Below are 20052 nucleotides of genomic sequence, written 5' to 3' on the forward strand. Positions count from 1 at the left end.
CACCATGAATAAAATATTTAAAGTAAAATGGAATGCCGCCTGCCAGCGTTATGATGTCACCTCGGAATTTGCGCGGGGGAAAACAAAATCGTCCGTTTCCGGTACCGGCCTGCGTTTCACTGCGGGCGCGCTGTCTGTAGCCGGTGCCCTGTTAATCAGCCCCGCGGCGGTGGCAGCCGACGTTATGCTGGATACGTTCGCTCCGAAAGATGGCGGGCACATCCAGACCATCAGCGGGCCGCTGAATACGCTTACAGCAGCCAGCTGGGGTAGCATTACTACGGGTCAGTCAGGATTTACATATAGTACGTTCGCTGACGCGGTGAAAAATGGCTACCTCAAAGGCAGCGGAATAAATTACCTGGATCAGCAGGTACAGACCGGAGTTCTGGCCGGATTTGACTACTACGATAAGCAGACCGGCACAGTAAAAACTTTCGAAGCCTACAATAATGACAACATCAGCGAGTTTGATGGTCGTAATAACTCTGTACCCATCTCCTACGCAGTAGGCAAAGATGGACATTATGTTGATCGTAATCTTATTCAGCTTTCTGCCAACAGTGAAGCAACAGTCAGCGTGGGAAGTAAGACATCTTCAGACTGGTTTTATGACCCGCTTAATTTCCTGCAGGCTATTTTGAAGGGCAGTAAGGCAAACCCTGATTTCATCTCCTCCATATTCAAACTGACGTCTGCCGATCCTTCTGCGCCAGCGACGCTGAATTATGATTCCAAAACCGTTATTTTTCTTGGCAATAACGGAAACGTGGCGCGTCCGGAAACCCTGGCTTACAGCTCATTTAAAGCCGGATATACCGGCACTTTCAGCAGCGCCATTGGCACCAGAACCGTCAGCAATATCGACGAGCTTAAAGATTATAACCAGGCACTGATTGATGCCGTACAGAACGGCACGCTTGATCCGGGCCTTTATCGCAGCGAGTTCAGCAAGGCCTTTGAGCAGCTTTTAAAATATACCTACATTGACTATACCAATAACCCAATCCCGCAGGACGACGCGGTCTGGCAGGACATAAACTTCTATAGAGTCGCTTATATACTGGCAGAAGGCGCGGGTGCGCAGGTCAATATCAGGGCCGGCGCGAACATACTTGCCCGTTACTCGGATACTACAACGGTTCGCCTGAACGACGGCGCAACGCTTAACAATGACGGAACGATTGAATCGCACGTGAACACAACGCGTGGCAGCATGGGCGTGTACGCAGCCGGAGGCGCGGTTGTCAATAACCGCGGCGCCATCAATGCGGGCAGCAGCAGTACATTACCTAATGCAAGCCAGGGTATAAACCAGGCGATTTACGCCCTGGATTCCACCGTCAATAATAGTGGCATCGTTAACGTTGGTCCGCGCGGCAGCCTGGGCGGTAACCAGGGGATTACCCTCAGGGGCAGCAGTACATTCAGCAATACCGGCAATATTAATGTTGTTACCCTTGAAGAGCCCAGCGGAATAGCAAACGCCTCTATCTACACCCGCGGCGTACTGATGGAGGATAACTCTGTATTCAATAATGACGGTGAAATGTACATGGGCCGTCAGGCACAGAGTGCGTTGAATGAGGCCGTCAGCGACGTCAGCGTGAAAACCAGCGGCAACCGGCTGGCCGACGTCAGCGGCGGCAGTACGTTCCGCAATAACGCTGGCGGCACGATGACGCTGGGCAGCCTGGTGCAGGGAGCCAGTATCATGGTCGCGCGCGGTTCAGCCGCTGTTGCGCAGAACGCCGGTACCCTGACCATTCTCGGGCGCGCGCCCGGCGTGAACGGCCAGGCCCCGCTGCAGAACGCGGGCATGGTGGCAACGGAAGGAGCGGTGAACGTCGTCAACCCCGGCCTCATCAGCCTGAAGGGCATCAACGCGGTGGCCATGCAGGCCATCAGCAAAATGACCGATCGTGCGGGCTCGGCGGTACGCAATGAGGGTACCATTGAGGTAGAGACCGGCGTGGATCCGGTGACCGGCACCGCCAACTACGGCCTGTGGGCCGAGGGCGCTATGGCTACCGCTACCAACGCAGGCACCATCAACCTGGAGGGCGAGCGCGCTATTGCCGCCCACGCGCGCAGCGGCGGTGAGCTCTTGGTGGAGGACGGCGCGGCCGTGAACTTCCGCGACAAAAACCAGACCGGCTACTACGTCTTCGGCGTGAGCTCGGGCATCACCGACAACAGCACCGGCATGCAGGACGTCAGCACCGAGGGTTCAACCCTCTACCGCATCGACGGCGGCGCCAGCTTTGACGGCAGCGGCACCGGCACGCAGGTGGGCGTGAGCGGTAAAAACGCCACCGGCCTGCTGGTCACCGGCGCGCAGGACGCGGGCAGCAGCCTGGACACCGGCAACATGAACCTGAACGTTACCGGCGAGGGCGCCACCGGCATTCGCGTGGCGGGCGACGCCCGCGGCGTGCTTGCGGCGGACACTACCATAAACCTTAGTGGCGCGGGCAGCTCAGCCGGTATTGTGGAGAACACCTACACCGATATCAGCGGCAACCAGAGCCAGGTGCAGGGCGCCACGCTCACAAGCTTTGCCACCCTGAACAGCGCCAACGCGGCGCCGGGCGCCGTGGGCTACATCGCCCGCAACGGGGGCACGCTCGACCACCGCGGAACCATCGACTTTACCGCATCGGATACCACCGGCGTGCAGGTTGAGGGCGGCGTGCTGGACAACAGCGGCAGCATCCGCGTGAACGGTACGGCCGTGGACGTCTCGGGCGCAGACTCGGTGATCACCAACAGCGGCACGGTGGAGGCCACAGACGGCACGGCCGCCTTCCGCGTGCGCGACGGCGCGGCCCTCGACCTCAGCGGCAGCGGCACGGTGCGCGCGGGCGGCAGCGCCCACGGCGTGCTGCTGGACAGCGGCGCAACCGGCCTGACGGTAGAGGGCGCCACCATCGAGATGACGGCGGGCGGCACCGGCAACGCGATTGAAAATGCTGCGGAAATCGAAGGCATTCAGCTCAAGGACACCACCATCACCGTGGGCGACGGCTACGGCGTGCGCACGGCCGCCACGCTTGCAGAGGAGAACAGCGGCACCATCACCGTGAGCGGCGCGGGCGCCGGCCTCTACTTCGGTCGCGCCGACGGCTCGGAATCGGATAAGGATGTTGATACATCCAAATCGCAGGGCCTGGTCATTAACGTGGACAGCGCACAGGGCAGCGGCGTCGTGACCAACACCCGCGGGGACGTGAAGTCGGGCGCGAGCGTTAACGTGAACGACGCCGCGGGCGGCGCGGCGCTGGTGGTAAAGGGCAGCACCCGCAACGTGGAGCAGTCGGGCACGCTGACCTCGCAGTCCCTGACCTCGGCGGTGGTGGACGTCTCCGGCGGCAGCGTCAGCAGCTTTATTAACCGGGGCGTTATTCAGGCGGCGGGAGCGGCCTATGACGCCCTGCGCGTGGCGTCCGGAAGCTACCTTAATTTCACCAACGCGCGCGGCGGCCACATTACCGGGCGGGTGGCGCTGGCGGACGGCAACAACAGCGTCACGCTGGAGGGCGGCAGCACGGCGGACGACGTCACGACCGGCAGCGGCAACGACAACTTCTACCTGAGCGGCATCCGCCCGTCTGATACCGGGCTCTACAGCTCGCTGCAGGCCGGCGCAGGTGCGGACACGCTGAACCTCAGTGACTCCGTTCTGACGGTTACCGATCCGGCGACCCTGACGGGCTTCGAAACGGTGGCGCTTTTGCGCGGTTCTGAGTTCACGCTCGACGGCACGCTGCTGCCGCTCGGGGACGCGCAGAACGACGCGTCGGGCACCGGCTACGACATCAACGGCGACAGCACGCTGCGCATCCTGGGCGCGGGCAGTACGGCCTTTAACAGCTTCCTGCGCGGTGCGGGGACCGTTGCGGCGGACGCGGCGAGCGGGGCCTTTGACTTTACCGCTAACAACAGTGCGGCGGCAGGCCGGGACTTTACCGGCACCCTGGCGCTCACCGACGCCACCTTCGCGCTGGGTGGCCTGAACGCGCAGGCGCTGGCCGCCGCCCGTCTGCTGGCGGGCGCGGGCAGCATCGTCAGCGTGGCGGACGGCGTGCAGCGCACCGGCGGGCTCGCCTTTGACGGCGGCACCCTGGCCTTCAACACCGGCACGCCGGGCGAAAGTGCGGCGAAAAGCAGCGTGCAGACCGCGAACTTGCTGGACCTGAGCGGCAGCGGCACGGTGCAGGTTAATGCCGGCACCGTGGACAACGCGCCGGTGCTGCCACCGGACACGCTGCCGCTGATGGCGCAGGACGACGCGAACACCCTGCTGAAGCTGGCGGGCAGCGACGGCGCGGTCACCGGCAGCGGCGGCAACCTGGTGCTGAAGGACCAGAACGGCAACGTCATCAGCAACGCGCTGCACACGCAGGTGACGCAGAACGGACAGGCCGTGGCGAACGCCACCTACGACTACCGCCTGACCGGCGGCGCGGCCTCTGACGGGCTCTACGCGAACTACGGCCTGACGGCGCTGGAACTGCTGACCGCCGGCAGCGACGCGCTGGTGCTGGACGCGCGCGGCCTGACCGGCAGCGCGGCGGACATGAGCGCCGTGCTCAGCGGCCGCGGCGACCTGGCAATTGACACCGGCGCGGGCCAGACCGTGTCGCTCTCAAACGCCGGCAACAGCTACACCGGACGCACGGACGTGCGCAGCGGCATGCTGCAGATGGGCAACAATAACGTGCTCGGACAGACGTCTGAGCTGGCGCTGGCCGCAGGCACGACGTTTGATATGAACGGCCACAGCCAGACGGTGGGCATGCTTAACACGCTGGCAGGCTCACTGACGGACCTGAACGGCGGCAGCCTGACGCTGAGCCAGGGCGGCACGGCGGATGGCCGCCTGCAGGGCGCGGGCGCACTGAACGTTACCGGCGGCACGCTGACGGTAAAAGGCAGCAACGCCGGACTTACTGCCACCACTTCCATTGCCAGCGGCGCAGCGGCAGAGCTTGACCACGTGCAGGGGCTGGGCAGCGGCGGCATCGTGAACGACGGGCTGCTGGCCCTGAAACGCGCGGCCGGCAAGCTGGTTAACCGCCTGAGCGGCAGTGGTGAGGTAGCGCTTGATGACGGCAGCGATGTGGTGCTGACGGGGGACAATCGCGACTTCGGCGGGCGGTTTACCGTTGCGAAGGGCAGCGCGCTCACCGCCACCGGTGAACACAGTCTCGGCACCGCCGCAGTGACAAATGAAGGGCAGCTGAACCTGAACGGCGCCGCCAGCTGGCTGCTGGAAAACAGCATCACGGGTGCCGGCGCACTGGCCCAGAACGGCAGCGGCGTGGTGACCTTAAGCAACGCCGCGGCGCACTACACCGGCGACACAAGGGTGAATGCGGGCGGACTGCAGCTCGGCACCGCCGGACAGGCGGTGACGCTGGCCTCGGACAGCACTGACGTGGCGGCGGGCGCGGCGTTCGGCGGCTTCGGCGGCACGGCGGGCAACGTAAACAACGCCGGCACCCTGCAGCTGGGCACCCTGGGTCCGGCGACGCGCGCGGCGGCCGGGGCCACGGACTTCACGGTTGGCGGCGATCTCACCAGCAGCGGCACGCTGATGGTAGCGCAGCCGGACGTGGCGGGCAGCCTGCTGCACGTGAAGGGCGACTACACCGGTAACGGCGGACGCCTGGTGCTGAACACCGCGCTCGGCGGCGACGGCTCGCTCACCGACCGCCTGCTGGTTGACGGCGACACGCGCGGCACCACCGCGGTGACGGTAAACAACGCTGGCGGGAGCGGCGCAAAAACCATCGACGGCATCGAGGTCATCACGGTCCGGGGCAAATCTGAGGGTGAATTCACGCAGCAGGGCCGCATCGTGGCCGGGGCTTATGAGTATCACCTGGCACGCGGCGACGCGGAGAACAGCGCCAACTGGTACCTGCGCAATACCGCGGAGGGCGAAGGGGGCGGCGGCACCATGGAGGGCAATGACGACGACGTTGTGCGCGTTTACCGCCCGGAAGCGGGCGCCTATATTGCGAACCTGGCGGCGGCAAACATGCTGTTCAGCACGCGCCTGCACGACCGCCTGGGCGAAACGCACTACACGGACGCCCTTACCGGCGAGAAGAAGGTGACCAGCATGTGGCTGCGTAATACCGGCGGGCACACGCGCTTTGCAGACAGCAGCGGCCAGCAGAAAACCCAAGCGAACCGCTACGTGATGCAGCTCGGCGGTGACGTGGCGCAGTGGAGTTCAGACGGCGCCGATCGCTACCACCTGGGCGTGATGGCCGGCTACGCAAACCAGCACAGCAGCACGCAGAACCATGTGAGTGGCCAGTCGGCGAAGGGTAGCATCCGCGGCTACAGCGCGGGCCTGTACGGCACCTGGCTGCAGGACAACGCGGAGAAAACCGGCGCGTACGTGGACACCTGGGCGCAGTACAGCTGGTTTGACGGCAGCGTGCAGGGTGACTCGCTGGCGCCAGAGTCTTATAAGGCTAAAGGCTTTACGGCGTCCGTGGAGAGCGGCTACACCTGGAAAATCGGCGAGAAGAACGCGCGCGAGAGCTACTACCTTCAGCCGAAGGCGCAGGTGACGTGGTCGGGCGTGAAGGCGGACGATATCCGCGAAAGCAACGGCACGCGGGTCAGCGGTACGGGTGAAGGCAACGTACAGACCCGGCTCGGGGTGCGGGCGTTTATCAAAGGCCACAGCGCCATCGATGAGGGCAAAAACCAGACGTTCCAGCCTTTTATTGAGGCGAACTGGATAGCGAACACGAAGCCGTATGGCGTGAACCTGAACGGCGTCGACGTGCGCCAGAAGGGGACGCGTAACGTTGGTGAGCTGAAGCTCGGCGTGGAGGGTCAGATCAAGCCCGGCGTTGAACTCTGGGGCAACGTGGCGCAGCAGATGGGCGGCAGCGGCTACTCGGACACCGGCGCTATGCTTGGTCTGAAGGTCAGCTTCTGACAGCTGATTACGTTTAAAAGGCGCCTGCGGGCGCCTTTTTCATGTGGTAACGGCAGACACTAATCGCAGTGCTGCTGATACCGACCGGTTTCTTTTCCTCAACGGTTTGGTGTAACTTCGTCGCTGGGATACTCGATAAAACCGCATGAAAATAGCAGGATGATAATGATTAAGCTGACGGGTCGTTTGGTGTGTAAAAGTGCAGAAGAAGCGGATCTTGTTCGCCAGTACCTTCCTGAACACAAGCAACTAACCAGGAAAGAAACCGGATGCGTATCATTTGAGGTTACTGAAACAGCAGACCCCCTGGTCTGGACCGTTGAAGAGCTTTTTACAAACCAGGCTACTTTTGACGCCCATCAGAAAAGAACCAGGGCTTCGGTCTGGGGAAGAGAAACCAGCGCGATCGCCAGAGAGTATGAAATCTCAGAGAGTGAGTAACTTTACCGAAACCGAATCACGATACGTTTATAAAAGGCCGCTACCCAGCGGCTTTCTTACATCTGCAGATAGAGCCGCATCAAACATAACATCGCTGTTGCGAATCAAAGAGCTCTCAAAGTATAACAACGCATCAGGTTCAGAATTCTTACGCGGTCAACAGGTAAAAACCAATGATTTCTAAGGCTAATGCTGAGCATTATGTATGGGGTGATAAGTGCGATGGCTGGTATCTGGTAAACCGGCAAGACATGCTGATTATTCACGAAAAGATGCCGCCGGAAACATGTGAAAAGCGACACTACCATTCGGTATCCAGACAGTTTTTTTTCGTTCTGGATGGTGTGTTGACCATGGAGCTGGAAGGAAAAGCGCATCGAATTGTCGCTCAGCAGGGCATCGAGATCCCCCCTGGGTCAAAGCATCAGGCCAGAAATGACACGGATTCCGCAATCGAATTTATCGTCATTTCACATCCAACACCGCGCGGAGATCGAACAGACCTTACCTGACTGTGTCTTAAAAAACGTTTCTGGTTGCGCTACTCAAAACGCCCCGGAGCCTTTTAAAGGCGTAAAGGGCATTTCCGGCACCTTTGCCATCCGATGAAAAACAGCCTGAAGATTCCGATGGAGTACATGGCTATGCACTGTCAACGGCTCGCCATTGATGAGTGCATTCAGGTTTAGTCATCTCCGCTTTGAGTGAGAAGCGGACATTAGGACAATAAATAAGAAGTTCTGTATGGAAATTATTTTAATGCGTCATGGAAAGCCTGCTTTTACAGCTTCTGCGAAAGTAACGTGCCGTGAAATGTGCAACTGGATTGCAGAATATGACCGTTCTGATACAGGAGAAGATACACCGCCCGATTCCAGCAAATCATTAGCGGTCAGCGCATCGCGAATCATAAGTAGCCCTCTTCCCAGAGCACTTTCTTCCCTGAAAGCATTAGGGCTTGAACCGGAGGTTATTGATGAGGTGTTCAGGGAAGCAGATCTGCCGGTATTTCACCTGCCCGGTTTCAGGTTATCTCCAGCCGTGTGGGCTGCTTTTTTTCGCGTTATGTGGCTAAGCGGCCTGTCCCGTAATGTGGAGCGTGTGGGAAAAGCTAAGCAACGTGCTGCTCAGGCTGCGAATAGCCTCGTCGGGTTGGCAAAAGCATCCGACGGGCCTGTGCTTCTTATGGGACATGGGGTGATGAATCGGCTAATTGCAGGGGAACTGAGGTCTTTGGGTTTTAAAGAATATTGTAGTCAGGGTAATGGTTACTGGAACGCGAGCATCTACAGACTTCAGTAATTAAAGATATCGGGTTGGGGGCACGTCCGGAGTCTCCAGACATTGAAAATTAGTAGTTTCGCTTTCGGCACAAAGCGGACAGCCAAAGCCTTAACCTAACCTAAATAGAATTTCATATTATCAATGATCTGTTTTGCCAGGATAGCGTGGTCCATTTCCCAGCGTGCCGGGCTGAATAATTCTGCTGACCACACGCCATCAAAACCGGTGGTTTTTACCGCATTGCTCCATGCCTGAATATCAATATCCCCCTCGCCGGGCATATAAGCGCGCAGCACCGTTTCGTTCCATTCTTCACCAGGGCGGGGCTTACGGCCATCACAAAAGTGCACGCTGTAGATAAGGGCAGGATCGAGCTGTTGAATATCCTCCGGCGTAGTATGCCCGGTCGCAAAGAGGTGCCAGAAGTCGATGACTAAACCGATATTAGGTGCATTTATACGCTGAATCACCTCCAGTGCCTGATTGAGCGTGTTGAATCGCGTATGCGCGATAACCTCAATCTGATAGCGCACCCCATATTGCTGGCCAATAGTGGCAATCTCAGCAATATTTTCGGTAATAATATCGAGAATTTGCCTCTCTGGCAGATGATCAATGCCGTGCTGCGCCAGAATCTGAATGGTCGGGCAGGCCAAATCCGCCGCAATCTGCGTCAGTCGCCTGGCTTCAGCCAGCATTTGCTGCTTTTCTGCGCCCTGATAGCGTTCAATATTTATCAGGGCATTAAGACACAAGGTCTGTAATCCATGACCCCGCACCAGCGTGTTAAGTTGTGCAGTACTGCCGCCGTGATCGAGATAACGCAGCAATTTATCATGCAAAAACTCCAGACCATCATAGCCCGCTTCCGCAGCTATACGTGCTTCAGTAACCACATTGCAGTAATGGGTTGAAATACCGTGAAGAGCTTTGAGCATAATTTCCTCTGCATCAGAATTTAATATAGCGGGAATCAACAGGAGATAGAAAGCCTGCATACGGTCACGCAATATTACCGGATGCGTCTTAAACTGTATGAGAAAAAGAAAACCGGAAGCATCTCAGAACAGATCAGGGGCAGGGTGATCGTGCCGCACACAAAGTATCCATGTAACTTATCTTTTTATCTGCCCGGTTATCCAGAATTTTTTATAACGGGCAGGCGGAATGCCGACAAGATTATGAAAGATTCGGTGGAAATTGTTTACGTTATCGTAGCCTACAGCACTTGCTACATCTATGACTCCCAGGTCAGTGCTTAATAATAAGTTTTGTGCCTCGCCGATACGGCGGCGGGTCTGATACTGTTTTGGGGAATAACCCGAATAGGCTTTGAAGACATGCGCCAGATAGAACTGATTCATATTCATCGCTGCAGTAATCGAACTCAGGGAGATATCTTCTTTATAATGGTTGTCGATATAGTCCTTCACGCGCTGCCCTAATAATACGCTGGCGTTTTCCTGTTGCGGTTTGCTTTCTATCCAGATATTCCGGCACAATAATAACAGCACGCTGAGTAAGCTATCGCCAATTTCTGTGCTGTACAGACGCTTATTACTGACATGCGACCACATCTGTTCAAACAACTGGCAAATTTCATGATAATAATTGCCGGCTGGCATGACCGCGGTTTGCGAGCGAGGCGTAAGGACGTTCAGTGGCAAACCATCGACCTTCAGTTGCTCAACGCCACAGCTGAATATCAGCAGGTCATCTGAGGCTTCCGGGCATTCATCATGAAGCACGCTGGCATTGAACAGTAATATATCGCCAGATTTAACGACATAGCTACGGCCGTCGATATTATAAATACCCTTGCCTGAGCGGATAAACATCAATTCAAAGCGTTCATCATGTTTGTGCATTACGCGAGGAATCGCTTCCTCTTTGCCTTCAGCTTTGCAGATGAAGCTCAGGCGCGGTCGCAGGCCACTGTCGAAGCCGCGTGCGGAAGGATGCTCGTTAAGACTGAAGGTGATCATAATGTCTCCTGTCGTGATGGCGCTATTCTGACACGACTTTACGCGCTGGTAATCATCAACTTTGCTTTTTCTTCCTGACTAACCCACTGATATATAATGCCAGAATGAAATTCCTTTATCCTTAACTCTCTTTAATTGTTATGACCGCTCTGGTCACGCAAGGAGACATGATTGTCATCACGTTCTTTAAAAAGCAGCCTGATGCACTCATTCAGATAAAGACAGTAACAAGCTAACTCTGTTAAGAGGGGTATTTTCATTAAACGGTCAATAATCATCAAAATTGCTATTTTATTTCTTACAAGTAAGCCACCACAGTGGTGGTAAAAATTGACTTTTCAAACTCTCTTCAATCTTGCTATGTCAACGTTCATATTTGACGGCGTGATGATTATCACTGCTTTTCACGAATGTAATTAAAAATATTTGATCGCCAGCACGCTGGTAAATAGTACGGAGAGACGTGTCTGGCTTTTGATTTTCACTTTGATATAACGTTGTCGTAACGTTTGAGGGTCACAGCAGCCTCTTCACGCTGAAATTAAAATCATACTTACATAGCCAGTAAGTTAACTGCTCTTTTTAACGTTTTAAAACAACATAGCTTTATTCTGACTATAAACGGCTTGCAACGGTATTACCTTACAACCAGATGGAAAAACTATGTATAACAAAACTCACCTGCAAAATCCTAAGCGCATGCGTTTGATTACGCTTGTATCAACCATTGGCGGCTTATGTTTCGGTTATGACACCGGCGTTATCTCCGGCGCATTAATATTCATGAAATATGATATGAATCTGACACCGGCTCAGGAAGGATTGATCACTTCATTTCTGCTGTTTGGTGCCGCGCTGGGCTCGCTATTTGGTGGATATTTATCAGATAAGCAAGGACGTCGTAAAAATTTGCTTTGGGTGGCAGCTGTTTTTATGTTCGGCGCGTTAGGCACGGCGTTTGCGTGGGATGTGCCATCAATGATTGTTGCGCGTTTTATCCTGGGCTTAGCGGTGGGCTGCGCTTCTGTAACCGTACCCATTTATATTTCCGAACTGGCACAAGCCGATCAGCGCGAGCGGTTAGTCACCGTCAATGAGCTAATGATTGTTACCGGCCAGTTCCTCGCGTATTCCGTTAATGCAACGCTTGTGAATGTCTATCCCGAGTTGCAGCACAACTGGCGCATTATGCTGGCTATTCCGGCACTGCCTGGCGCGCTATTGTGGATCGGTATGCTTATGATGCCGGAATCACCGCGTTTCTTTATTCGTCGCGGTGAAACTGAAAAGGCCATAAGCGTATTGAAAACGCTTCGCCTGCCGGAAGAAGTTGACCGCGAAGTGAAAGATATCCAGCAAATCGTCAAAGCCGATCAGATGAAATTAAACCTGTTTGACGAACTAAAAAAACGCTGGGTGATTCAACTGGTGTTAACGGGCTTAATGATCGTACTCGCAACGCGCGTTACCGGGGTCAATACCATCATGTACTACGCGCCAACGGTATTGAAAGCCACGGGCCTGGGCGATGCGGCAGCTGTCACTGGCGCAGTAGCCAATGGCATTATCTCTGTACTGGCTACCCTCCTTGGCATGGCGTTAATTGGCAAACACTCACGCCGGAAAATGTTTTTTACCGGACAGGCCGGCGTCACGCTGAGCCTGCTACTGATTGGTTTAGCGTTTAAGTTCCTGTTTCACACTGAAGTTGTGGATGGTGCAGAAATTCTGCATGCGAATTTTGCCAGCGCACCCTATGTGATCCTTGGCTTGATGCTGGTTTTTCTGGTGTTCATGCAGGGCTGGATAGCACCGGTGTTCTGGCTGATGCTGGCAGAAATCTATCCTCTCAGAATGCGCGGTATCGGTATGGGCTTTGCGGTATTCGGTTTGTGGATATTCGATTTCATAATCCAGTCTATTTTCCCTTTCCTGCTGAACCATTACGGAGGCGGCCTGACCTTTGGCTTCTTCGGGGCAACTAACATCATTATGTTGATTCTGCTGGTGAAATATCTGCCGGAAACACGCGGTCTGACATTAGAACAAATCGAAAAGAAATTTCGTTTCTAACGCTTTAGTAACTGAGGGTAAATAAATGACTGTCAAAATTGGCCTGATTGGTCTGGGCATGATTGGCCAGGATCACCTGAAACGTTTTCAAAATACAATTACTGGCGCGCAGGTTACTGCTGTTTGCGATATAAACCATACGACAGCCGATGTGGCGGCCAGAGAATTTAACGCTACGGCGTTTTATGATGCTGAAGAGATGATTAATTCGGAGCTGGTCGATGCAGTGTTTATTTGCTCAATAGGTCCGGTTCATAAAACGCAAATCCTTGCGGCATTTAATGCCGGCAAACCGGTATTTTGTGAAAAGCCATTAACACCAACTGCTGATGAATCAGCAGAAATTATTGATGCTGAAGTCAGAACCGGTAAGCGTCTGCTTCAGCTTGGCTTTATGCGCCGTTTCGATCCAGGTTATCAGGCGCTGAAAAAGACAATCGATGACGGGAAACCCGGCGATATCCTGCTGATCCATTGCGCGCACAGAAATCCCTCTGTGCCGGAAAGCTATACGCTGGAAATGGCGGTGAATGATTCCGCCACGCACGAAATCGATATCATCCGCTATTTGCTTAATGAGAATATTATTTCGGTGCGCGTGGACAAACCCCGTAAGAAAACCCGGTGTGCGCTGCCGCATTTACAGGATCCTTTAATCATAATTTTCGAGACCGAATCTGGTGTGCGCATCGATGATGAGCTGTTTGTAAATTGCCATTACGGCTATGACATTCGCTGCGAAGTGATTGGCGAAAACGCGATTGTCGCGCTGACTGAACAGCAGCTGATTAGTACGCGTTCGCTGAACGGCAACGCACAGCATATTGCACAATCCTGTATGGAACGTTTCGCCACGGCATACGATCGGGAAGTGCAGCATTTTGTCGATAACGTGCGTAACGGGCGCGAGATGAGCGGCCCCTCCTCATGGGATGGTTACGTAGTGGCGCTGGTTTGTGATGCCGGTTTAGCCTCGCTGAAAGATGGCGAAAAACACGATGTCATTATTCCACCGCAGCCCGCGCTCTACCGTTGATTAATGCACTCTTGCGCCATCAGTGAGGAATAAATCATGTTGAATTTAACGGAAGACGCGCTGCATTTGCAGTGCCGGGCAACGCATAAAAATGAGGCAATACATATTGCCGCCAGTGCTCTGGAAAAAGCGGGTTATGTCAAACCCGGCTTTGAACAGGCAATGCTCTCGCGGGAAAAGAGCGTTTCAACCTACATTGGAGCAGGTATTGCGCTTCCCCATTGCGCAAAGGAAAACCTCGATCTGGTCATTCAATCTGGCTTTCAGGTATTTCAATTTCCCGATGGCGTTAGCTGGGGTAAAGGGAAAATTGTTTTTATTGTTGTCGCTGTAGCTGCAACGAAAAATGAACATATTCAGATTCTGGCGGATATTGCAGATTTACTGGGTGATGAAGTCAAAACCACCCTATTAGCGAACGCCAGAACTAAATCCGGGTTTATCGATCAGTTCGGAAGAGCGTAACTCACGCGAAATATTGAGGATAATAGAATGGAACTTGCATTGTGTACTGATGTTCTGGCGGATTTACCTTTTCCGGCAATGCTGGACAAAGTTAAAAGTTATGGGATCAGTGGGGTTGAAATGACCGCAGGCGGCTGGTCACCCTGTCCACATGTTAAAACTGAAGCGTTATTAAATTCGCCTGAAAAGCTTGAGCAATTCAAACAGGAACTGGCTGAGCGGGAGATGCGTATTGTCGCGCTGAACTGTTCTGGCAACCCGTTAGCGCCTGGTGAACTGGGCGAAACCCATACTAAAAGCAGCTACAGGACAGTAGAGTTAGCAGGCAAGCTGGGTGTTAAAAAAATTGTGATGATGAGCGGTTTGCCCGGCGGCGGGCCAGAAGATCGCGTGCCGAACTGGATAACATCAACGGTTTCATGGCCGGATTACATGCCGGGTGTAATTGACTATCAATGGAACGATGTCGCCATTCCATGGTGGAAAAAGTTTGTGCAGCACGCAAAGCACCATGGCGTAGAGCAAATTGCTATCGAAGAGTTTCCCAGCCAGCTGGTTTATAACCCATCCACCTTACTGCGTCTGCGTCACGCCGTAGATGACATGATTGGCATCAACCTGGATCCCTCTCATCTGATAGCTATGGGCGCTGACCCCATAGCAGCAGCGCGTAAGCTGGAAGGCGCGGTTTTTCATGTTCATGGTAAAGATGCGCGAATCGAGCGGGGTCTCGCCGACATTGATGGACTGATGGAGTACCAGCCCGTTACCGATACTAAAACCCGTACCTGGAACTATGTCGCCGTAGGTTGCGGGCAGGATCTGAAATGGTGGAAAGAGTTTTTTTCAGTATTGCGTATGACTGGTTATAACGGTGATGTGTCACTTGAAATGGAAGATCTGACGATGAGTGTTGAAGCTGGTCTGCAGACGTCTATTGATGCCTTACTCGCCACCCTGAGTCGCTAGAAGCGCAGTGCCTGTCAGTAAAGGCAGGCACGTCACCGGACGCCGCAAAGTGATTCTGTTCAGAAGGAATAGCCTCCTGTAAGGTTTTGCTCAGCGCAGGCAGACTCATGGAAGTTCAAAAATTAACCAGGGTGGTAACCTCACAGGGGCGCGTCAGGCGCGTCAGCGCGGATTCGACAAAACCGGTGGCGTTTAACTCTTCATTAGAATGTTCAGCCGCACAGGAAGCGCTCGCTCAATCTGTTTACGATGATAAGGAGAAAGCTTGCGCCATTCTTTTGCCTCTTTTAGCGTGCGGCCACATCCTTTACACCAGCCTTTCGACTGTTCAAAGATGCAAACGTCGGTGCAGGGAGATTTAATGGCCATACCGGTTCCTCAAAAGTTTCTTGCCTGTCTTCAGTACACTTTCATAAGTAAGCAGTGGAAAGAGAGGCAGGTCGTTTATAAATAGAGTGGTTAAACATATTGTATGTTTATGGCACCGTTTCCCGGTTGGTTAACCAGTGCGTGAACTTTCCATGTGGAATGAATAAGCGCTGGCGTCAGAACGCTCTCCGGAGAGCCTGTTGCAATAACTTTGCCCTGCTGCAGAACGACCAGATGCTGACAATACCTGGCGGCCAGATTCAGATCGTGCAGCGCAATAACCACCGTTACAGGCAACGCAGTAATAAGCCGCATTAATTCGAGCTGAAACTGAATATCCAGATGATTTACCGGCTCATCAAGCAGGAGGATATCGGGCTTTTGCGCCAGCGCGCGTGCAATCTGACAGCGCTGTCGTTCACCGCCTGATAAGCGCTGCCACGGCCGGCTGACCAGACTGTTTAACTGCATCTGTGTAAGCGCTTCCTGCACCGCATGATTATCCGCATCCCGCCATCGACTGAATGCGCTGCGATGTGGCGTACGCCCCAGACGCACAATATCAATGACGCTCAGTTCGTTATCAGCTTCTGCATGCTGTGGCACAAAGGCCAGCTTCCGTGCAAGGTGGCGGCGTGGAAACTGGCAGAGCGACGTACCGGCGATTTGAATACGATTGCCGGAAGCGGGAAACAAACCCGCCAGCGACCTGATCAGCGTTGATTTACCGGAGCCGTTCGGCCCAAGCAGCCCAACAGTCTGCGCAGGTCCGGCGCTAAAACAGATGTCTGACAGGATAGTGTTGTTTTGCAATTCAACATCAAGATGAGTGACCACAATACTCATATCGACTTCCCCCGGTTGCTATAGAGAATAACGGCAAAAACAGGTGCACCGACCAGAGCAGTCACCACGCCGACAGGTAAGACCTGATGCGTTATCAACGTTCTGGATAGGAGATCGGCGAGGATCATAAAATGACTGCCAGCAATAAACGTTACGGGAATGCTAACCAGATGCCGGTGGCCCACCAGCATCCGCGTTATATGAGGAATGACCAGGCCGATAAATCCGACAGCGCCAATCGAACTGACGATAACGGCCGTGACCAGAGCGGTAACCAGCAGTAGCATTATGCGGACAAAAAGCACACGCGTGCCCAGTGTGGCCGATATCTCAACGCCAAAAGTAAACGTATCCAGCGATCGTGCATGGCCAATAACCAGCATTAAACCGGCAAGTGAAACAAGAGAACAGAGTATGGCATCAGGCCAGCGCACGCCGCTGAGGCTACCCAGTAGCCAGAACATCACACCGCGCGACTGCTCGGCATTCGCGGCGGTACTGACAATATAAGAGGTCAGTGCATTAAACAGCTGAGTGCCCGCCACGCCAGCGAGGATGATTCTTCCGGTGTGATTCTGTATGCCGCCAGATAACAGCAAAATCAGCCCAAACGCCAGGCATGCACCGGTAAACGCGCCGGCGCCGACAGTGACAATCCCGCCGCCAACGCCTAACAGCATAATACAGACGGCACCGGTTGAAGCACCGGCTGAAATCCCCAGCAGATAAGGTTCAGCAAGCGGATTACGCAATACGGACTGTAGCACCAGCCCGCACAGCGCCAGTCCGCCACCGCTGCTGGCCGCCATTAACGCTCTGCTCATTCGATACTGCCAGACGATGCCCGCCTCAACCGGCGGGAGGTCATAATGTGACAGGCCCAGCCCGTTGGCGATCGCCTGAGCGGTAACGGTAAAAGAAACGGGCATGTCGCCTGTTGAAGCGGCTAACACCATCGTCACAGGCAGGCTGAGCAAGCCTGCCAGAATGACTATCGCTGTCTGCGCTGGCGAAGAGATCTTATTTGCCATGTTCGTTTCTGTATGCGGACAGTTGTTTGCCAATTAGCTCTACTGCATCCACGTTGCGCAGTGAGGGATTGAGCGACATTGCCGGTACGACGATGATGTGGCCTTGCCTGACCGCATTGATTTCGCGCGTGACAGGGTCATTCTGGAGAAAGGCCTTTTTTACCGAGGCGTCATCAGCGGGATAAAGCCGTCTGTCCATGCTGGCGATAACGATCACGTCGGGCTGAGAGTGAGCAATATGCTCCCACGTCACCGCAGGCCACTCCTCTGAAGAGTGAATGATATTCTGCAGGCCAAGGGTCTTGCTTATCCAGCCCGGCGCGCCGTCATTACCCGCCACCCACGGATCGCCTTTCAGCCGGCTGCTGGAAAACCAGAAAACGACGTTAAGCGGAGGTCCTGTCTGCGCGTCTGCCTGCTGCTGTGCGTAAGCGATCCGATCCGCCAGATTTTTTTTGAGCGCCTCTCCGCGATCGGCGACATCGAAAATTTGTGACAGTTGAGTGATCTCATTCATGACGGAGTTCAGCGTATAAGGCGTAGTACGCGCGCCGTCGCCGTTCGACATCTCTGTGACGGTTTTGCCCGTGCAGTCAGCAGGGGATATCCATGTTCTGATGCCCAGTTGCTCAAATTGTTCACGCGTGGCCACTTCACCCTGTGGACCGACATGCCAGCTGTACTGCGCCAGTACCAGCTCTGGCTTTTGCGCCACAACCGTTTCAAACCCGGGCGAATTATCAGCAAGGCGCTTCAGGTCTGCGGCCCTGCTTTCAAGCTCGGGCGGAAGCTTGCCGAACCAGACCGAGGTGCCGGCAATCGTTTTTTCCAGCCCCAGCGCCAGCAGAAGTTCAGTTTCGTGTTGTCCAATCGTAACGACGCGAGCGGGCGGCTGCCTGAATGTTTCAGAAACGCCGCAGTTCTCAACGGTCAGTGGCCAGGTGCTGGCGAATGCGGTTGTGCACGAGAAAGCCATGAACGCCGGAGCGAGCATTTTAAAAGGAAATTTCATCATCATCTGCCAAAGTAACGTTATAACATAACATTATCAGATTTTTATCTGGCTTTTGTCAATCACCGGCGAGCTTTGTAGCCTGCTGCAGTATCTGTTTTCCCGGCAGGTAGCGCGTGTAAAAAACGCTCTGAAATACCTGGCGTTAACTCAATACGCATTTGAGTCAATGACAAGCGCGAAGGTTATGTTATAACATAACAATAAATAAATCTGTCGTCCGGCTTGTTTGTCAGCTCGCTGGCGACCACGAACTCAGCAGTTCATTTCAGGAGAGCATGTCATGTCTGATTGCACGCCACACGCTGGCCAGTTTAAAAAGTTACCTGTTACCGTTCTGTCCGGATTTCTGGGCGCAGGGAAAACGACGTTACTGAATCACATTCTGAATAATCGCGAAGGCCGTCGCGTGGCCGTTATCGTCAATGACATGTCAGAGGTCAATATTGACGCAGCGCTGCTCAGAGAGGGCGGCGCAGAACTGTCGCGCACAGATGAAAAGCTGGTAGAGATGAGTAACGGCTGTATCTGCTGCACGCTGCGCGAAGATCTGCTGCTGGAAGTTAACCGGCTGGCGCAGGAAGGGCGCTTCGATAATCTGGTGATTGAATCCACCGGTATTTCTGAACCGCTGCCGGTGGCGGAAACCTTCACATTCGCCGATGACAGCGGCCAGAGCCTCTCCGAAGTTGCCTTGCTTGACACCATGGTAACGGTTGTTGATGGCTACAATTTCCTTCGCGACTATGAGTCTGATGAAAGCATCCAGGCTCGCGGCGAGTCGCTGGGTGAGGAAGATGAGCGCACGGTCGTGGATCTGCTTGTCGACCAGATCGAATTTTGCGATGTGTTGATCCTGAACAAGATAGATTTGATCAGCGAAGCAGATAAAACGCGTCTGATGGCGATTCTGCACTCTCTTAATCCCCGAGCCAAAATCGTTAACGCCGAATTTGGCAGGGTCGCACTGGATAACGTACTAAATACCGGATTATTTGATTTTGACGCGGCGGCTCAGGCGCCGGGCTGGCTCAGGGAGCTACGGGGCGAACACACGCCTGAAACAGAAGAGTATGGCATTCATAACTTCGTCTTTCGCGCCCGTCGTCCGTTTCATCCGGACCGTTTCCTGAACGTGATTGAAAACGATATGAAAGGCATTGTGCGATCGAAAGGCTTTTTCTGGCTTGCCAGCCGGCCCGGATATGCCGGCTCCTGGTCTCAGGCGGGAGGCGTGAGTCGTCAGGGGCTGGCAGGCATGTGGTGGGCCAACGTGCCGCAACAGCACTGGCCGGAAGATAGAGAGTCACGTGATTACATCATACAAAACTGGGCTGAGGATACCGGTGATGCGCGACAGGAGCTGGTCTTCATTGGCATCGGTATGGATGAACCTCAGCTTCGGCTGAAACTGAACAGCGCGCTGTTAACCGACGAAGAGATGCAGGCCGGGTCTGACAGCTGGGCAACGCTTCACGATCCTTTCCAGCCCTGGTTCAACTGATTACAGAAAGCTGGCTCAGGGCCAGCTCTTCTGATTTGCTGCTGCCCTAAGGGGATATGGTTTTTGGTCT

15 protein-coding genes are annotated in these 20052 nt (G+C 54.5%); 9 read left to right on the plus strand and 6 right to left on the minus strand.

All coding sequences use genetic code 11. The features are described from left to right. Window positions 1–4 precede the first annotated feature (4 nt). The 4 genes from F3J39_RS12320 to F3J39_RS12335 all read left to right on the plus strand — a co-directional run bounded on the left by F3J39_RS12320 (window position 5) and on the right by F3J39_RS12335 (window position 8710). Window positions 5–6967: an autotransporter outer membrane beta-barrel domain-containing protein gene (locus tag F3J39_RS12320; protein WP_166714249.1), complete on the plus strand. Its 6963-nt coding sequence runs from the start codon at window positions 5–7 to the stop codon at window positions 6965–6967. A gap of 165 nt (window positions 6968–7132) precedes the next feature. Continuing rightward, window positions 7133–7408 (plus strand): antibiotic biosynthesis monooxygenase, encoded by a 276-nt coding sequence (locus F3J39_RS12325; RefSeq protein WP_071668157.1) that lies wholly within the window; start codon window positions 7133–7135, stop codon window positions 7406–7408. 173 nt (window positions 7409–7581) lie between these two features. Continuing rightward, the gene (locus F3J39_RS12330) at window positions 7582–7920 is read left to right on the plus strand and encodes a cupin domain-containing protein (protein WP_071668158.1); all 339 of its coding nucleotides are present in this window, start codon (window positions 7582–7584) and stop codon (window positions 7918–7920) included. A gap of 232 nt (window positions 7921–8152) precedes the next feature. Then, complete coding sequence (locus F3J39_RS12335) at window positions 8153–8710, plus strand: histidine phosphatase family protein (protein ID WP_247648254.1); 558 nt, start codon at window positions 8153–8155, stop codon at window positions 8708–8710. Between the two features lie 95 nt (window positions 8711–8805). Here F3J39_RS12335 and F3J39_RS12340 read toward each other — a convergent pair whose 3' ends face one another. Further along, complete coding sequence (locus tag F3J39_RS12340) at window positions 8806–9690, minus strand: sugar phosphate isomerase/epimerase family protein (protein WP_247648255.1); 885 nt, start codon at window positions 9688–9690, stop codon at window positions 8806–8808. Window positions 9691–9807: 117 nt separating this feature from the next. Continuing rightward, window positions 9808–10677, minus strand: a complete 870-nt coding sequence (locus F3J39_RS12345; protein ID WP_145339730.1) for a helix-turn-helix domain-containing protein — start codon at window positions 10675–10677, stop codon at window positions 9808–9810. A 663-nt stretch (window positions 10678–11340) separates the two neighbouring features. Here F3J39_RS12345 and F3J39_RS12350 point away from each other — a divergent pair. From F3J39_RS12350 to F3J39_RS12365, 4 genes are read left to right on the plus strand one after another with little or no spacing between them, the layout of a single operon-like run. After that, window positions 11341–12750 carry a sugar porter family MFS transporter gene (locus F3J39_RS12350; RefSeq protein ID WP_145339731.1) on the plus strand — a complete coding sequence of 470 codons (1410 nt, stop codon included), beginning with the start codon at window positions 11341–11343 and terminating at the stop codon, window positions 12748–12750. 25 nt (window positions 12751–12775) lie between these two features. Continuing rightward, window positions 12776–13786 carry a Gfo/Idh/MocA family oxidoreductase gene (locus F3J39_RS12355; protein ID WP_166714250.1) on the plus strand — a complete coding sequence of 337 codons (1011 nt, stop codon included), beginning with the start codon at window positions 12776–12778 and terminating at the stop codon, window positions 13784–13786. A gap of 36 nt (window positions 13787–13822) precedes the next feature. Next, the gene (locus tag F3J39_RS12360; RefSeq protein WP_145339733.1) at window positions 13823–14251 is read left to right on the plus strand and encodes a PTS sugar transporter subunit IIA; all 429 of its coding nucleotides are present in this window, start codon (window positions 13823–13825) and stop codon (window positions 14249–14251) included. A gap of 27 nt (window positions 14252–14278) precedes the next feature. Continuing rightward, entirely contained in the window at window positions 14279–15220 is a 942-nt protein-coding gene (locus tag F3J39_RS12365) for a sugar phosphate isomerase/epimerase (RefSeq protein WP_071668165.1), read from the plus strand. A 192-nt stretch (window positions 15221–15412) separates the two neighbouring features. On the opposite strand, the gene F3J39_RS12370 is transcribed toward F3J39_RS12365, so the two are convergent. From F3J39_RS12370 to F3J39_RS12385, 4 genes are all read right to left on the minus strand, one after another. After that, window positions 15413–15589 carry a DUF1289 domain-containing protein gene (locus F3J39_RS12370; protein ID WP_094110826.1) on the minus strand — a complete coding sequence of 59 codons (177 nt, stop codon included), beginning with the start codon at window positions 15587–15589 and terminating at the stop codon, window positions 15413–15415. A gap of 90 nt (window positions 15590–15679) precedes the next feature. After that, window positions 15680–16435 (minus strand): ABC transporter ATP-binding protein, encoded by a 756-nt coding sequence (locus F3J39_RS12375; protein WP_094110827.1) that lies wholly within the window; start codon window positions 16433–16435, stop codon window positions 15680–15682. Next, window positions 16432–17466: an iron chelate uptake ABC transporter family permease subunit gene (locus F3J39_RS12380; protein ID WP_083429487.1), complete on the minus strand. Its 1035-nt coding sequence runs from the start codon at window positions 17464–17466 to the stop codon at window positions 16432–16434. The genes F3J39_RS12375 and F3J39_RS12380 overlap by 4 nt, the downstream gene beginning before the upstream one ends. After that, window positions 17456–18484 (minus strand): ABC transporter substrate-binding protein, encoded by a 1029-nt coding sequence (locus tag F3J39_RS12385; RefSeq protein ID WP_104085730.1) that lies wholly within the window; start codon window positions 18482–18484, stop codon window positions 17456–17458. The genes F3J39_RS12380 and F3J39_RS12385 overlap by 11 nt, the downstream gene beginning before the upstream one ends. 277 nt (window positions 18485–18761) lie before the next feature. Here F3J39_RS12385 and zigA point away from each other — a divergent pair, with 277 nt between their 5' ends. Further along, complete coding sequence (gene zigA, locus F3J39_RS12390) at window positions 18762–19982, plus strand: zinc metallochaperone GTPase ZigA (RefSeq protein WP_071668169.1); 1221 nt, start codon at window positions 18762–18764, stop codon at window positions 19980–19982. Window positions 19983–20052: the final 70 nt, after the last annotated feature.

Origin of the sequence: Pantoea sp. Acro-807 (assembly GCF_011752675.1) — a bacterium.
GTDB classification, from domain to species: domain Bacteria; phylum Pseudomonadota; class Gammaproteobacteria; order Enterobacterales; family Enterobacteriaceae; genus Pantoea; species Pantoea eucrina.

Bases quoted from the DNA above. Each gene is read 5' to 3' on its own strand.
- F3J39_RS12320 (WP_166714249.1), top strand. From the start codon at position 5: ATGAATAAAATATTTAAAGTAAAATGGAATGCCGCCTGCCAGCGTTAT.
- F3J39_RS12325 (WP_071668157.1), top strand. From the start codon at position 7,133: ATGATTAAGCTGACGGGTCGTTTGGTGTGTAAAAGTGCAGAAGAAGCG.
- F3J39_RS12330 (WP_071668158.1), top strand. From the start codon at position 7,582: ATGATTTCTAAGGCTAATGCTGAGCATTATGTATGGGGTGATAAGTGC.
- F3J39_RS12335 (WP_247648254.1), top strand. From the start codon at position 8,153: ATGGAAATTATTTTAATGCGTCATGGAAAGCCTGCTTTTACAGCTTCT.
- F3J39_RS12340 (WP_247648255.1), bottom strand. From the start codon at position 9,690: ATGCAGGCTTTCTATCTCCTGTTGATTCCCGCTATATTAAATTCTGAT.
- F3J39_RS12345 (WP_145339730.1), bottom strand. From the start codon at position 10,677: ATGATCACCTTCAGTCTTAACGAGCATCCTTCCGCACGCGGCTTCGAC.
- F3J39_RS12350 (WP_145339731.1), top strand. From the start codon at position 11,341: ATGTATAACAAAACTCACCTGCAAAATCCTAAGCGCATGCGTTTGATT.
- F3J39_RS12355 (WP_166714250.1), top strand. From the start codon at position 12,776: ATGACTGTCAAAATTGGCCTGATTGGTCTGGGCATGATTGGCCAGGAT.
- F3J39_RS12360 (WP_145339733.1), top strand. From the start codon at position 13,823: ATGTTGAATTTAACGGAAGACGCGCTGCATTTGCAGTGCCGGGCAACG.
- F3J39_RS12365 (WP_071668165.1), top strand. From the start codon at position 14,279: ATGGAACTTGCATTGTGTACTGATGTTCTGGCGGATTTACCTTTTCCG.
- F3J39_RS12370 (WP_094110826.1), bottom strand. From the start codon at position 15,589: ATGGCCATTAAATCTCCCTGCACCGACGTTTGCATCTTTGAACAGTCG.
- F3J39_RS12375 (WP_094110827.1), bottom strand. From the start codon at position 16,435: ATGAGTATTGTGGTCACTCATCTTGATGTTGAATTGCAAAACAACACT.
- F3J39_RS12380 (WP_083429487.1), bottom strand. From the start codon at position 17,466: ATGGCAAATAAGATCTCTTCGCCAGCGCAGACAGCGATAGTCATTCTG.
- F3J39_RS12385 (WP_104085730.1), bottom strand. From the start codon at position 18,484: ATGATGATGAAATTTCCTTTTAAAATGCTCGCTCCGGCGTTCATGGCT.
- zigA (WP_071668169.1), top strand. From the start codon at position 18,762: ATGTCTGATTGCACGCCACACGCTGGCCAGTTTAAAAAGTTACCTGTT.